Source organism: Massilia sp. ST3, from assembly GCF_018119405.1.
Taxonomy (GTDB): Bacteria; Pseudomonadota; Gammaproteobacteria; order Burkholderiales; family Burkholderiaceae_D; genus Telluria.
In genome coordinates, this window is sequence record NZ_JAGPWC010000033.1 from 37,890 (window position 1) to 51,407 (window position 13,518).

At 65.9% G+C, this 13,518-nt stretch carries 13 protein-coding genes; all 13 read right to left on the reverse strand.

Translation table 11 applies throughout. The features are described 5' to 3' along the window. Nucleotides 1-4: 4 nt before the first annotated feature. Nucleotides 5-907: a cysteine synthase CysM gene (gene cysM / locus KBW98_RS13260; RefSeq protein ID WP_211520618.1), complete on the reverse strand. Its 903-nt coding sequence runs from the start codon at nucleotides 905-907 to the stop codon at nucleotides 5-7. Nucleotides 908-1,014: 107 nt separating this feature from the next. Further along, nucleotides 1,015-2,391 (reverse strand): M20/M25/M40 family metallo-hydrolase, encoded by a 1,377-nt coding sequence (locus KBW98_RS13265; RefSeq protein WP_211520619.1) that lies wholly within the window; start codon nucleotides 2,389-2,391, stop codon nucleotides 1,015-1,017. A 367-nt stretch (nucleotides 2,392-2,758) separates the two neighbouring features. After that, nucleotides 2,759-3,124 (reverse strand): helix-hairpin-helix domain-containing protein, encoded by a 366-nt coding sequence (locus tag KBW98_RS13270; RefSeq protein WP_211520620.1) that lies wholly within the window; start codon nucleotides 3,122-3,124, stop codon nucleotides 2,759-2,761. 99 nt (nucleotides 3,125-3,223) lie between these two features. After that, nucleotides 3,224-4,201, reverse strand: a complete 978-nt coding sequence (gene rfaE1 / locus KBW98_RS13275) for a D-glycero-beta-D-manno-heptose-7-phosphate kinase (RefSeq protein ID WP_211520621.1) — start codon at nucleotides 4,199-4,201, stop codon at nucleotides 3,224-3,226. A gap of 12 nt (nucleotides 4,202-4,213) precedes the next feature. After that, on the reverse strand, nucleotides 4,214-5,389 hold the full coding sequence (gene lapB / locus KBW98_RS13280) for a lipopolysaccharide assembly protein LapB (protein ID WP_211520622.1): 1,176 nt from the start codon (nucleotides 5,387-5,389) through the stop codon (nucleotides 4,214-4,216). Between the two features lie 25 nt (nucleotides 5,390-5,414). Next, nucleotides 5,415-5,720, reverse strand: a complete 306-nt coding sequence (locus tag KBW98_RS13285) for a lipopolysaccharide assembly LapA domain-containing protein (RefSeq protein WP_211520623.1) — start codon at nucleotides 5,718-5,720, stop codon at nucleotides 5,415-5,417. A gap of 298 nt (nucleotides 5,721-6,018) precedes the next feature. Further along, nucleotides 6,019-6,324, reverse strand: a complete 306-nt coding sequence (locus tag KBW98_RS13290) for an integration host factor subunit beta (RefSeq protein ID WP_027864826.1) — start codon at nucleotides 6,322-6,324, stop codon at nucleotides 6,019-6,021. Between the two features lie 21 nt (nucleotides 6,325-6,345). Then, nucleotides 6,346-8,052 (reverse strand): 30S ribosomal protein S1, encoded by a 1,707-nt coding sequence (gene rpsA, locus KBW98_RS13295; RefSeq protein ID WP_211520624.1) that lies wholly within the window; start codon nucleotides 8,050-8,052, stop codon nucleotides 6,346-6,348. A gap of 319 nt (nucleotides 8,053-8,371) precedes the next feature. After that, complete coding sequence (cmk, locus tag KBW98_RS13300) at nucleotides 8,372-9,034, reverse strand: (d)CMP kinase (protein WP_211520625.1); 663 nt, start codon at nucleotides 9,032-9,034, stop codon at nucleotides 8,372-8,374. 16 nt (nucleotides 9,035-9,050) lie between these two features. Continuing rightward, complete coding sequence (gene aroA, locus KBW98_RS13305; protein ID WP_211520626.1) at nucleotides 9,051-10,394, reverse strand: 3-phosphoshikimate 1-carboxyvinyltransferase; 1,344 nt, start codon at nucleotides 10,392-10,394, stop codon at nucleotides 9,051-9,053. Beyond that, nucleotides 10,391-11,296 (reverse strand): prephenate dehydrogenase/arogenate dehydrogenase family protein, encoded by a 906-nt coding sequence (locus KBW98_RS13310; RefSeq protein WP_211520627.1) that lies wholly within the window; start codon nucleotides 11,294-11,296, stop codon nucleotides 10,391-10,393. Before KBW98_RS13310 ends, aroA begins: the two co-directional genes overlap by 4 nt. Further along, entirely contained in the window at nucleotides 11,297-12,403 is a 1,107-nt protein-coding gene (gene hisC / locus KBW98_RS13315) for a histidinol-phosphate transaminase (protein WP_211520628.1), read from the reverse strand. 21 nt (nucleotides 12,404-12,424) lie between these two features. Next, nucleotides 12,425-13,495 carry a prephenate dehydratase gene (gene pheA, locus KBW98_RS13320; protein WP_211520632.1) on the reverse strand — a complete coding sequence of 357 codons (1,071 nt, stop codon included), beginning with the start codon at nucleotides 13,493-13,495 and terminating at the stop codon, nucleotides 12,425-12,427. Nucleotides 13,496-13,518: the final 23 nt, after the last annotated feature.

Sequence of the window (13,518 nt, forward strand, 5' to 3'; positions counted from 1 at the left end):
TGAATCAGGCGGGGAAGACGCCCGTCGACAGATAGCGGTCGCCGCGGTCGCAGACCACGAACACGATGGTCGCGTTCTCGACGGTCTGCGAAATGCGCAACGCCACTTCGCAGGCGCCCGCCGCCGAGATCCCACAGAAAATGCCCTCTTCCGCCGCCAGGCGGCGCGCCATCTGCTCGCTGGCGGCCTGGCTCACGTTTTCCACCTGGTCGACCCGGGCTTTTTCGAAGATCTTCGGCAGGTAGGCTTCCGGCCATTTGCGGATGCCCGGGATCGACGAGCCTTCCTCCGGCTGGGCGCCGACGATGCGCACCGCCTCGTTCTGTTCCTTCAGGTAGCGCGACACGCCCATGATGGTGCCGGTGGTGCCCATCGCGCTCACGAAGTGGGTGATGCGGCCGTCGGTATCGCGCCAGATCTCGGGGCCGGTGGTCTCGTAGTGGGCGCGCGGATTGTCGAAGTTGGCGAACTGGTCGAGGATGATGCCCTGGCCGTCCTTCTGCATCTGCTCGGCCATGTCGCGCGCGTATTCCATGCCGCCGGACTTCGGGGTCAGGATGATCTGGGCGCCGTAGGCGGCCATGCTCTGGCGGCGCTCGACCGACAGGTTGTCCGGCATCAGGAGCAGCATCTTGTAGCCCTTGATCGCGGCGGCCATGGCCAGCGCGATGCCGGTGTTGCCGCTGGTGGCTTCGATGAGGGTGTCGCCCGGCTTGATCTGGCCGCGCTCTTCGGCACGGCGCAGCATCGACATGGCGGCGCGGTCCTTGACGGAACCGGCCGGGTTATTGCCCTCGAGCTTGCCGAGGATGACGTTGTTGCGGGCCTGCGCATCCGCGCCCGGCAGGCGCTGCAGGCGCACCAGCGGCGTGTTGCCGATGGTGTCTTCGATGGTCTTGTAAGGCATTGCTTTCCCGATTCCTAGCGATACTTAAACCGCCATTCTAAACCGGGACGGAACTGGGCGTATGCGGCAGGGTCTAAAGACCCCGGCCGCATACGATTGGCGCAAACTCAGCGTTGCGGCGACGGATAGGTGGCGACGCTGACGTTGCCGTCCTTGTCGACCGCCTGCACGCCGAAGAACACATTGTCCTTCGACAGGTCGACCGTGGCCTCGGTGACGTTGCCGACCCACTTCGATCCCTGCCAGTTGGCGGCGGTGGTCTCGCGCCACACGATGCGGTAGCCGGCGACGTCCGGCTCGCCGTTGGGCTGCCACACCAGCGTCGAATCGTTGGTCAGCTTGTCGGTGCGCAGCTTGACCTCGCGCGGCGCGGCGGGCGCCAGGGCCAGCGAGGCCAGGGCCGCCGCGTTGACGCGGGTGACCTTGCCGATGTAGTCGAAGTCGACGAAGTCGATCAGGTCGCCGTAGACCTTGCCGCTTTCGGTGCGCAGGTCCTGGTGCTGGTGGTCGAAGTCCTCGTTCGGCTCGGTGAAGCGCAGCGCCGCGTAGCCTTGCTCCAGGAAGGGCATGTGGTCGCCGCCGCGCAGGTAGCGGTCGTGGCGCTGGATCACCGAGACCTTGAAGCCCTTCACGTAGCGCTCGCCCTGCTCCTTGGTATGGCGCGCGAGCTGGCGCGAGACCGAATCGTTCTCGCCGCCGGTGGCCACCAGCTGGCGGATCGCGTCGCTCATTTCCTTGGTGGCCGGGATGCTCTGGGCGAACAGGCGCACCTGCTTGTTGTCGACCTTGCCGTCGTCGGCGCGCGAGCTGCCGATGATGTCGTTGGTGAACATGCCGGCGATATTCACATTGTTCTTGCGCGCGGTCTCGGCGAAGTGGCGCGCGCCGAGCAGGCCCTGCTCTTCGGCCGCGACGGCCATGAACACCAGGGTGGCGTCGAACTTGTGCTTGGCCATCACGCAGGCCAGCTCCATGATGGCGGCCGTGCCCGAGGCGTCGTCGTTGGCGCCCGGCGCGTCGGCGGTGGCGTTCATCACGTCGGTGACGCGCGAATCGTAGTGGCCGCTGACCACGTAGACGCGGTCCCTGGAGGCGGCTTGCGTGCCCGGCAGGGTGGCGACCACGTTGACGATCTCGGTCGGGCGCGAGATGCGCGCGGAGACTGGGGCCACGTGGCTGTCGAAGGCGACCGACAGCGGCGTGCCGGCGCCGCAGCGCTCCAGCTCCGCCTTGATCCAGCGCCGCGCGGCGCCGATGCCGCGGGTCTCGGATTCCGTTTCCGACATCGTGTGGCGGGTGCCGAAGCCGACCAGCTTGCGGATGTGGGCTTCGATGCGCTTCGGGGAGATGTCGGCGACGATCTTCTTGATCTGCGCTTGTTCGCGGCTGATGTCCGGTTGTGCCGGGGCGGCGGCTGCGCTGGCGGCGCCGGCGGTGGCCAGCAGGGCGGCGAGCAGGCCGGTGGAAATGCGGGCGTGAGGCATGAGTACCTTTCTGGTCTGATGTTGAGGCGTGCTCGGACATCTTCTCATGCGGCGGGGTGGGTGTCAGTCATTACACGGCGAAAATGTGCTCTCTTAGAGCAGAGCCCAGGTGATGGTGGTCCGCTACATCAAAACGTCATCCCCGCGAAGGCGGGGACCCAAGTTTGCTAGCGCACCGCATGCGTTTGAAGTGAGTGGCAGCGCGACGAACTTGGGTTCCCGCCTTCGCGGGAAGTCATTGCCGCCAGTGGCGGGAAGTCATTGCCGCCAGTGGCGGGAATGACGGATTGAAGCCGCAGGCCAAAGCAAGAAATCGTGCGGCTCAACGGACACAATAAAACCCGCGGCACGCCGCGGGTCCATTTGCTTACATGGCCGCCTTCGACTCTTCCGGCTTGGCCTTGACCTCCTGTTTGGCCGACGCCTTCGACGCCTTGGCCTCCGCCGGCTTGGCGCTCGCCCCTTCCTTGCCCTTGCCGTTCACCACCAGCCCGGCCTCGGTCAGCTTGACCGCCTTCTTGTCGCCCAGTCCCTTGACCCGCTTCTGCAGGTCGGCCCAGTCCTTGAATTCGCCTTTCGCACGCTCGTCCAGGATCGCCTTGGACATGCTCGGCCCCACCCCCTTCACGCCATCGAGCGCCGCGGCGTCGGCCTTGTTGACGTCGACCTGGGCGAAGGCGAAGCTGCTGGACAAGGCCAGGGTGGCGACTGCGAGCATCAGTTTCTTGATCATGTATTCTCTCCGTAGGTTCGTGAAATGGACGGCGGCGCCATCCATCCACGCACTAACGGCCCGGCCCCGCCGGCGTTGACGGCCCGGGATTGAGCAGGATCAACCGGGGAACAGCTCCTCGCGGGTCACGGTCGCGGTGCCCAGCTTGCCGACCACGATGCCGCCGGCGCGGTTGGCGGTGGCCAGGGCCTCGGCCAGCGGCGCACCGGCGCCCAGCATCGCGGCCAGGGTGGCGATCACGGTGTCGCCGGCGCCCGAGACGTCGAACACCTCGCGCGCGTCCGCATGCACATGCAGCACCTCGCCGGCGCTGTACAGGCTCATGCCCTCTTCCGAACGGGTCAGCAGCAGCGCATCCAGGCCCAGCTCGCTGCGCAGGCGCTGGGCCTTCTCGGTGAGTTGCTCCTCGGTCTTCCAGCTACCCACCACCCGCTGCAGTTCCGAGCGGTTCGGGGTCAGGATGCTGGCGCCGCGGTAAGGCGTGAAATCGTCGCCCTTCGGGTCGACCAGCACGATCTTGCCGGCGGCGCGCGCCTCCTTCACCATCTCGGCCACGTTGACCAGGGCGCCCTTGTTGTAGTCGGACAGGATCACCACGTCGTAGTCCGGCAGCAGCGCACGGAACTGGTCGAGCTTGTCGCGCAACACGGTCTCGGTCGGCGCTTCCTCGAAGTCGATGCGCACCATCTGCTGCTGGCGGCCGATGACGCGCAGCTTGATGATGGTGGAGATCGCGTCGTCGCGCTTCATGTAGCTGTGGATCGCCGCCTCGCGCAGCAGCTTCTCGACCTCCTCGCCCGCCTCGTCCTGGCCGGTGATGCCCAGCAGGCCGGTGTGCGCGCCCAGGGCGGCGGCATTGCGCGCCACGTTGGCGGCGCCGCCCAGGCGTTCCTCGCGGCGCTCGATGCGCACCACCGGCACCGGGGCTTCCGGCGAGATGCGCGAGACCTCGCCGAACCAGTAGCGGTCGAGCATGACGTCGCCCACCACCAGCAGGCGCACGTTGGACAATTGCGGGGCCGCCTGGTGGCGGAAGCTGTCTGCCGCCAGCAGGCGGCTCGGAGTCAGGTCGGTCATAAGTCTGCTGCGTCAGTTCATCACGTTCAGTTCTTCGGTGCGGCGCGGCGGATAGGTCTCCCAGCGGCTGCAGCCCGGGCACTGCCAGTAGAACTGGCGCGCCTTGAAGCCGCAGTGGCTGCACTGGTAGCGCGCCAGCTTCTGGGTGTAGCGCTGCACCAGGTTCTTGACCATCGACAGCTCTTCCCACACGTGGGCCGGGGCGTCCATCAGGCGCGCCTCGAGCAGCTTGTCCAGGCCCAGCAGGGTCGGGTTGCGGCGCAGTTCCTCGATCACCAGCTGCTTCGCCGCTTCCACGCCGTCCAGTTCGATGACCGCCTTGAATACCACCTCGATCAGGTCGATCGACGAGGCCTCGGCCAGGTAGGCGCGCAGCAGGTTGACGCCTTCTTGCGGGCGGCCGACCTTGCGGTAGCCGTCCATCAGGCGCTGGGCCACCAGGGCCACGTGCGGCACGCTCTGGTGCTCGACGCGGCGCCAGGCCAGCAGCGCGCCTTCGACGTCGTCCTGGGCCAGCAGCGCGTCGCCATGCAGGATGGTGGCGCGCACGCTGCTGCGGTCCGCCTGCAGGGCCTTGTCCAGCAGCGCCATGGCGTCGCTCGGCTGCAGGTGGACCAGGGCGTCCTGGGCCAGCTCGCAATAGAACTGGGCGATTTCCTTCTGGCGCGCGCCGGCGCCGGATTCCTGCAGGCCGGTGGCGACCTCGATCGCGCGCTTCCATTCCTTCTCGCGCTGGTAGATCTCGAGCAGGGCCTTGCGCGCCTGCACCGCGAACGGGGTGTCGGACAGCAGGTTGAAGGATTCCTCGGCGCGGTCCAGCAGGCCGGCCTTGAGGTAGTCCATGCCCAGCTCGTACTGGGCCTGCGCCTTCTGCTCGCCCGGCAGGTCGGGACGCGCCAGCAGGTTCTGGTGCACGCGGATGGCGCGCTCGGTCTCGCCACGGCGGCGGAACAGGTTACCCAGGGCGAAGTGCATGTCGGCCGATTCCGGGTCGAGCTTGACGATCTCGATGAAGGAATCGATGGCCTTGTCGGGCTGCTCGTTGAGCAGGTGGTTCAGGCCCTTGAAGTAGCCGCGCGGGAGGGTGCGCGATTCGGAGACCAGCTCGTTGATGTCGACGCGGGCGGCGAGCCAGCCCAGGCCGAAGAAGAATGGGATGCCTAGCAGCATCCAGAGTTCGAATTCCATGTGTTCTTGTTGTCGTGTGATGCGTTCAGCGCACGGGCGGGACGCTGTCGGGCTGCGGCGGCGCGGTGCCGGTGCCTGCGGCGCTCTGCAGGGCCTGGATGGTGTTCTTGTGCTGCGAGCTCTGGCGGCGCTGGCGGAACACGGTCGGCGTCAGCGCCAGGATGCCCAGCGCCGCCCCGGCCACGAAGAAGGCCAGCAGCATGAGCACGAGCGGGCCGCGCAATTCATAGTCGAGGAAGAAGCGCAGGTCGACTTCCTGGGTGTTCTTGAGGGCGAAGCCGAAGAACAGGACGAACAGGACGATGCCGGCGATGGTCGAGACGAATCTCATCGGGTGGTTCCGGTGGTGGGTTGGGCAAAGGCGCAGTGTCGCATATCCGGCATGATATTTCAAAACGGTTGAGGGTGTGCTGCGCTGGTGGTGAATGCCAAGTTGTGTGGCACGCTACGAACTTGGGTTCCCGCCTGCGCGGGGATGACCTTGTTTGAGTGTACCGTTAGCCCAAAGACCGTCATCCCCGCGAAGGCGGGACCCAAGTTTGCTCGCATACCACTAACGCAATCACTACCGACAAAAAAAAACGGCATCCTCACGGACGCCGTTTCTGCCTGCCCGCTGGCAGACGACTTCAGTCTTCGATGATGGGCTGCCCCACCATCGCGTCCACCCGCTCGCGCAACTGCTTGCCCGGCTTGAAGTGGGGCACCCGTTTTTCGGGCACCATCACCTTGTCGCCGGACTTCGGATTGCGTCCGATGCGCGGGGGCCGGCTGTTCAGCGCGAAGCTGCCGAAACCACGGATCTCGATGCGCTGGCCGGTCGCCAAAGCGTTCGTCATCGCATCGAGGATGGTCTTGACCGCGAACTCCGCATCCTTCGCCACCAGCTGGGAATAACGCTCAGCCAGGCGATTGATCAGCTCGGACTTGGTCATCTGCTCGCTCCAGGTAAGGAATTAACCCTTGTTGTCGAACTTGGCCTTCAGCAGGGCGCCCAGGCTGGTGGTGCCCGAAGCAGCGCTGTTGTCCGAAGCCAGCTTGCTCATCGCTTCCTGGGTGTCAGCGCTGTCTTTCGCCTTGATCGACAGCTGGATGCTGCGAGCCTTGCGATCGATGTTGATGACCAGGGCTTCGACCTTGTCGCCCACTTTCAGGTGGGTGCCGGCGTCTTCCACGCGGTCACGCGAGATTTCCGAAGCGCGCAGGTAGCCTTCGACTTCGTCGTTCAGCGCGATCACGGCGCCTTTCGGCTCAACCGACTTCACGGTGCCGGTGACCAGGGTGCCCTTGTCGTTCAGCGAAGCGAAGTTGTTGAACGGGTCGCCTTCCAGCTGCTTCACGCCCAGCGAGACACGCTCGCGCTCGACGTCGATTGCCAGCACGACGGCTTCCAGCTCGTCGCCCTTCTTGAACTTGCGCACGGCTTCTTCGCCGGCTTCGGTCCACGACAGGTCCGACAGGTGCACCAGGCCGTCGATGTTGCCCGGCAGGCCGATGAACACGCCGAAGTCGGTGATCGACTTGATCAGGCCCTTGACCTTGTCGCCCTTCTTGTGGGTCATGCCGAAGTCGTCCCACGGATTCGCCTTGCACTGCTTCATGCCCAGCGAAATACGGCGGCGCTCTTCGTCGATCTCCAGGACCATGACTTCCACTTCGTCGCCCAGCTGGACAACCTTGTTCGGAGCCACGTTCTTGTTGGTCCAGTCCATTTCCGAGACGTGCACCAGGCCTTCGATGCCCTGCTCGACTTCCACGAACGCACCGTAGTCGGTCAGGTTGGTGACCTTGCCGAACAGGCGGGTGCCTTGCGGGTAGCGACGCGACAGACCGGTCCACGGATCGTCGCCCAGCTGCTTGACGCCCAGCGAGACGCGGTTCTTTTCCTGGTCGTACTTGAGGACCTTGGCGGTGATTTCCTGGCCAACCGACAGCACTTCCGACGGGTGACGCACGCGACGCCATGCCAGGTCGGTGATGTGCAGCAGGCCGTCGATGCCGCCCAGGTCGACGAACGCACCGTAGTCGGTGATGTTCTTGACGACGCCGGTGACCACGGTGCCTTCTTTCAGGGTTTCCATCAGCTTGGCGCGTTCTTCGCCCATCGATGCTTCGATGACGGCGCGGCGCGACAGGACGACGTTGTTACGCTTGCGGTCCAGCTTGATGACCTTGAATTCCAGGGTCTTGCCTTCGAACGGGGTGGTGTCCTTGACCGGACGGGTGTCGACCAGCGAACCCGGCAGGAATGCGCGGATGCCGTTGGTCAGGACGGTCAGGCCGCCTTTGACTTTACCGTTGACGGTACCGGTGACGATCTCGCCCGATTCCATTGCTTTTTCCAGAGCCAGCCACGATGCCAGGCGCTTGGCCTTGTCGCGCGACAGGATGGTATCGCCGAAACCGTTTTCCAGCGATTCGATGGCCACGGAAACGAAGTCGCCGATCTGGACTTCCAGTTCGCCCTGGTCATTCTTGAATTCTTCGACCGGAATGAAGGCTTCCGACTTCAGGCCGGCGTTGACGATCACGAAGTTGTGATCCAGGCGCACGACTTCAGCCGAAATGACTTCGCCCGAACGCATGTCTTGACGCGACAGCGATTCCTCGAAGAGGGCGGCAAAGCTTTCCATACCGGTATCTTGGGTGGTTGCAGTAGACATAAAAAAGGTTACTCGAGTTAGCCAGCAGTCCGTCGATAGTGCGGACTGAACTGGGTCAGGTTGAAACACACCTGCAACGGCGAAATTGCCATGCAGGCACCAAAGGACGACGGTCCTGAAGCCGTCGCATCGCAAAACCTTGATGCGAACCTTAAGACCGTCATCCCCGCGAAGGCGGGGACCCAAGTTTCTCAGCACAGCCACCGCGGCGATGACTCGAGCCAACGGTGACGCACCGGACTTGGGTTCCCGCCTGCGCGGGAAAGACGCTTTTAAGCCGCGGACTTACGTCAGCAGCTCACAAAACGCCAATCAATTCTTATGCATGCGCATACCAGGCCAGCACCTGTTCGATCGCTTCCTCAGCGCTCATGTTCGAGGTATCCAGCAAATGCGCATCCTCCGCCGGCACCAGCGGGGCCACGGCGCGCTTGGTATCGCGTTCGTCCCTCGCCTGCAAATCCGCCAGCAGATCGTCCATATTAGCAGAAAATCCTTTGCCAATCAATTGCTTATACCGGCGCTCTGCACGTGCCTCAACGCTTGCCGTCAAGAACACCTTCAGCTTGGCGGTGGGGAAGATTACCGTGCCCATGTCGCGTCCGTCCGCCACCAGGCCCGGGGCCTCGCGGAAGCCCAGTTGCAAGGCGAACAAGGCCTGGCGCACGCTCGGCAGCGCGGCGATCTTCGATGCCATGTTGCCAACCTCCTCGGCCCGGATCGCCTGGGTCACGTTCTCGCTGGCCAGGAACACGTCGTGGCCGACAAAGCGCGCCGGCAGGTGCTCGGCCAGCTTGGCGATGCCGTGCTCGTCGCGAAGTTCGGTACCGCGGCGCAGCGCCTGCAGCGCCGTCAGGCGGTACAGGGCGCCCGAGTCGAGCAGGTGGAAGCTCAGCCGCTCGGCCACCTTGGCCGCCACCGTGCCCTTGCCGGAAGCGGTCGGGCCGTCGATCGTGATGACTGGGATGTGCGAATGTGGCATACGGGTGTCGGATGAGTCAGAACAGTTCGTTGCGGGCGATGCTGGCGAACGCCTCGAAGTAATCCGGGAAGGTCTTGGCGACGCATTTCGGATCGTTGATGCGCATGGCGTTGCCGCGGCGCGCCTTGCCGTCGAGCGAGGCGAGCGAGAAGCACATGGCCATGCGGTGGTCGTCGTAGGTGTCGATGGTGGCCGGCTTGAGCTGCTCCGGCGGGGTGATGCGGATGTAGTCCGGGCCCTCCTCCACCTCGGCGCCGACCTTGCGCAGCTCGGTCGCCATGGCGGCCAGTCGGTCGGTTTCCTTCACCCGCCAGCTGGCGATGTTGCGCAAGGTCGAGGTGCCGTCCGCGTACAGCGCGGCCACGGCGATGGTCATGGCGGCGTCCGGGATGTGGTTGAAGTCGGCGTCGATGGCCTTGAGCACGCCGTTCGAACGCGCCTCGATCCAGTTTTCGCCGCGCGTGACGATGGCGCCCATGCGCTCGAGCGCGTCGGCGAAGCGCACGTCGCCCTGGATGCTGTTCTCCCCTACCCCTTCCACGCGCACCGGGCCGCCGGCGATCGCGCCCGCCGCCAGGAAGTAGGACGCCGACGAGGCGTCGCCCTCGACGTGGATCGTGCCCGGGCTCTGGTAGCGCTGGCCCGGTTGCACGGTGAACGACGCCCAGCCGTTCTGCTCGACCGTCACGCCGAAGCGGCGCATCAGGTTCAGGGTGATCTCGATGTAGGGCTTGGAAATCAGCTCGCCGACCACGTCGATCGTTACCGCATGGGTCTTGGCCATCAGCGGGGCGCTCATCAGGAGCGCGGTCAGGAACTGGCTCGACACGTTGCCGCGCACCGCCATGCGGTCGGCGTGGATGTGGCCGCGGCGGATGCGCAGCGGCGGGAAGCCCTGCTCGCCCGTGTATTCGATCTGGGCGCCCACTTCGTTGAGGGCGTCGACCAGGTCGCCGATCGGGCGCTCGTGCATGCGCGACACGCCGTGCAGGGTGTAGTCGCCGCCGATCACGCTGAGTGCCGCCGTCAGTGGACGGATCGCGGTGCCGGCATTGCCCATGAACAGGTCGGCCTCGTGGTTCGGCAGCACGCCGCCCTGGCCGTGGACCACCACGGTGCGCTCGTCGACCTCGTCCCACCCGATGCCGAGCGAGCGCAGCGCGCCCAGCATCACCATGGTGTCGTCCGAGGCCAGCAGGTCGTGGATGGTGGTCGCGCCTTCCGACAGCGCGGCCAGCAGCAGGGTGCGGTTCGAAATGCTCTTGGAACCCGGCAGGCGCACCGAGCCCGCCGTGTGCAGCACGGGTTCGAGGTCGATATGCTGCGGATAATGTTTAGACTGCGGTATTTGCTGCGTCATTCTGGTTCCTGGTTGGGTGGCGGCGGTGGAGAGCCGGCTTCGATGGCCTCGATCCACTCGCGCCGGGCGCGCTGGGCATTGGCGTAGACGGCTTCCAAGGCGGCGCCGTCGGACGCGGCCAAACGCGCGCGCAATGTCGTCAATTGTGCCAGATAAGCATCCAGCTCGGTAAGCAGGGCCGCCTGGTTGGCCAGGCTGATGTCGCGCCACATCTCGGGCGAGGAGCCGGCGATGCGGGTGAAGTCGCGGAAACCGCTGGCCGCGTACTGGAACAGCAGGTCGGCATGGGGCTTGGCGGCGATGTCGTCCACCAGGGCATAGGCCAGCAGGTGCGGCAGGTGGCTGACGGCGGCGAACACCCGGTCATGGTCGGCGGGGCTCAGCATGTGGATGAGCGCACCGCAGGCGCGCCAGGCCTCGGCCACCAGCTCGACCGCGTCGTCGGCGTTTTCCGGCAAGGGCGTGAGCACCGCTTTCTTGCCGCGGTACAGGGTGGCCAGCGCCGCGTCCGGGCCGTTCGACTCGCTGCCCGCGATCGGATGGCCGGGCACGAACTGGTGGATGCGCTCGCCCAGCACTTCGCGGGCGGCGGCCACCACGTCGCCCTTGGTGCTGCCGGCATCGGTGACCACGGTGCGGGCGCCGAGATGGGGCAGCAGGGCCGCGAGGATGCGGCCGGTCTGGGCCACCGGCGCCGCCAGCAGCACCAGGTCGGCGCCTTGCAGCGCCTCCTGGTAGGAAGTGGCCACCTCGTCGACGATGCCCAGTTCCAGCGCGCGCGCCATCGCCTGCGGCTCGCGGCCGATGCCGACCACGCGGCGCACCGCGCCGGCCGCCTTCAGGCCGAGCGCGAAGGAGCCGCCGATCAGGCCGACCCCGACGATGACGACTTTATCGAGCATTCAGCCCAGCGCCTTCCTGAGCGCCGCGATGAAGGTCGCGTTTTCCTGCGGCAGGCCGATCGAGATGCGCAGCCACTGCGGCAGGCCGTAGTTGCCCACCGGGCGCACGATCACGCCCTGCTTGAGCAGCGCCACGTTGACGCGCGCGCCGGCCGCGTCGTCGTTGCCGACCTTGACCAGCACGAAGTTGCCGAAGGACGGCACGTATTCCAGGCCCAGCTCCTCGAAGGCCGCGGTCATCTGCTTGTAGCCCTCGGCGTTGTTCCTGGCGCCCTTCTCCAGGAATGCCTTGTCGTTCAGCGCGGCCACGGCGGCCGCCTGGGCCAGCGAGTTGACGTTGAAGGGCTGGCGGATGCGGTTCATCAGGTCGGTGACCTGCGGCTGGGCGATGGCGAAGCCCACGCGCAGGCCGGCCAGGCCGTAGGCCTTGGAGAAGGTGCGCGAGACGATCAGGTTCGGGTACTGGCGCACCCACTGGCTCGATTCGAACTGGTGTTCCGGCGCCAGGTATTCGTTATAGGCTTCGTCGAGCACCACGATCACGTTGCCTGGCACCTTCTGCAGGAAGGCTTCGACTTGCGGCGCCGGGAAGAAGGTGCCGGTCGGGTTGTTCGGGTTGGCGACGTAGACCAGGCGGGTATCCGCATCGATGGCGGCCGCCATGGCGTCGAGGTCATGGCCGAAGTCCTTGGCCGGGACCACGATGGCGCGTCCGCCCACGCCCTGCGTGGCCAGCGCGTAGACCGCGAACGAGTACTGCGAGTAGACCACCGCCTCGCCCTTCTGCACGAAGGCGTGGGCCGCGATTTCCAGGATGTCGTTGCTGCCGTTGCCCAGGGTAATCCAGTCGGCCGGGACGTCGTAGCGGCTCGAGAGCGCGGCCTTCAGGTCGAAGCCGTTGGCGTCCGGATAGCGGCCCAGCTCGGCGGCGGCGGCCAGCATCGCCTGGCGGCTCGATTCCGGCAGGCCGAAGGGGTTCTCGTTGGAGGCCAGCTTGACGATGTCGGCTTCGTTCAGCCCATACTCGCGGGCGACTTCGGCGATCGGTTTGCCGGCCTGGTAAGGGGCGATGGCGCGAACGTATTCTGGTCCGAATTGGTGGTGCATGGCAGGTCTCTCGAAGATGGATTAAAGGCTTTGCGGATAAGACCCCAGCACCTTGAAGAAGGCGGCGTTGTCTTTCAGTTCGTCGAGGGCGCGGGCGACCGCGGCGTCGTGCACGTGGCCCTCGATGTCGACGTAGAAATAGTATTCCCAGGTGCCGATGCGCGCCGGGCGCGACTCGAAGCGCGTCATCGACACGCCGTGCTTGGACAGCGGCGCCAGCAGGTTGTAGACGGCGCCGGCCTTGTTCGGCACGGCCAGCACCAGCGCGGTGCGGTCGCGGCCCGACGGGCCGGTCTGGAGATTGCCGATCACGACGAAGCGGGTGCGGTTGTGCGGGTCGTCCTGGATGTGGGCCTGCACCACGCCGAGCTGGTACTGCTCGCCCGCCATCTCGCTGGCGATCGCAGCCACGCTCGGATCCTGGCTGGCCAGCACGGCCGCCTCGGCGTTCGAGGCCACGGCGCGGCGCTCGATGCCGGGATAGTGCTGGTTCAGCCACACCTGGCACTGGGCCAGGGCCTGGGAATGGGCGCACACGGTCCTGACGCCGTCCATCGAGCCGGTCTTGCTCATCAGGCTATGGTGGACCGGAATCGACACTTCGCCGCTGATGATGGTGGTGGTGGCCAGCAGCAGGTCGAGGGTGCGGTTGATCGCACCTTCCGAGGAGTTCTCGACCGGGACCACGCCGAAGTCGGCGGTGCCGGCCTCGGTGGCGCGGAACACCTCGTCGATCGACACGCAGGGCAAGGTCTCGATGGCGCTGCCGAACTGCTGGAACACGGCCTGCTCGCTGAAGGTGCCCGAGGGGCCGAGGTAGGCCACCGTGACGCGCTTCTCGAGCGCGCGGCAGGAGGACATGATCTCGCGGAAGATGGTCTGGACATCGCGGTCCTTGAGCGGGCCGGGATTGCGCTCGGCCACGCCGCGCAGCACCTGGGCTTCGCGCTCGGGGCGGAACACGGGGGCGTTGGTCTCGGCCTTGACGTGGCCGACTTCCTGCGCCACCTTGCCGCGCTGGCTCAGGAGGGCCAGGATTTGCGCGTCGATCGCATCGATCTGTTCGCGCAGGGGTTTGAGTTTGTCTGTCATCGTGGTTATGCAATCAATCGATT

What these genes read in the sequence shown, in the direction of transcription:
- cysM (WP_211520618.1), bottom strand. Translation starts at nt 907, where the DNA reads ATGCCTTACAAGACCATCGAAGACACCATCGGCAACACGCCGCTGGTG.
- KBW98_RS13265 (WP_211520619.1), bottom strand. Translation starts at nt 2,391, where the DNA reads ATGCCTCACGCCCGCATTTCCACCGGCCTGCTCGCCGCCCTGCTGGCC.
- KBW98_RS13270 (WP_211520620.1), bottom strand. Translation starts at nt 3,124, where the DNA reads ATGATCAAGAAACTGATGCTCGCAGTCGCCACCCTGGCCTTGTCCAGC.
- rfaE1 (WP_211520621.1), bottom strand. Translation starts at nt 4,201, where the DNA reads ATGACCGACCTGACTCCGAGCCGCCTGCTGGCGGCAGACAGCTTCCGC.
- lapB (WP_211520622.1), bottom strand. Translation starts at nt 5,389, where the DNA reads ATGGAATTCGAACTCTGGATGCTGCTAGGCATCCCATTCTTCTTCGGC.
- KBW98_RS13285 (WP_211520623.1), bottom strand. Translation starts at nt 5,720, where the DNA reads ATGAGATTCGTCTCGACCATCGCCGGCATCGTCCTGTTCGTCCTGTTC.
- KBW98_RS13290 (WP_027864826.1), bottom strand. Translation starts at nt 6,324, where the DNA reads ATGACCAAGTCCGAGCTGATCAATCGCCTGGCTGAGCGTTATTCCCAG.
- rpsA (WP_211520624.1), bottom strand. Translation starts at nt 8,052, where the DNA reads ATGTCTACTGCAACCACCCAAGATACCGGTATGGAAAGCTTTGCCGCC.
- cmk (WP_211520625.1), bottom strand. Translation starts at nt 9,034, where the DNA reads ATGCCACATTCGCACATCCCAGTCATCACGATCGACGGCCCGACCGCT.
- aroA (WP_211520626.1), bottom strand. Translation starts at nt 10,394, where the DNA reads ATGACGCAGCAAATACCGCAGTCTAAACATTATCCGCAGCATATCGAC.
- KBW98_RS13310 (WP_211520627.1), bottom strand. Translation starts at nt 11,296, where the DNA reads ATGCTCGATAAAGTCGTCATCGTCGGGGTCGGCCTGATCGGCGGCTCC.
- hisC (WP_211520628.1), bottom strand. Translation starts at nt 12,403, where the DNA reads ATGCACCACCAATTCGGACCAGAATACGTTCGCGCCATCGCCCCTTAC.
- pheA (WP_211520632.1), bottom strand. Translation starts at nt 13,495, where the DNA reads ATGACAGACAAACTCAAACCCCTGCGCGAACAGATCGATGCGATCGAC.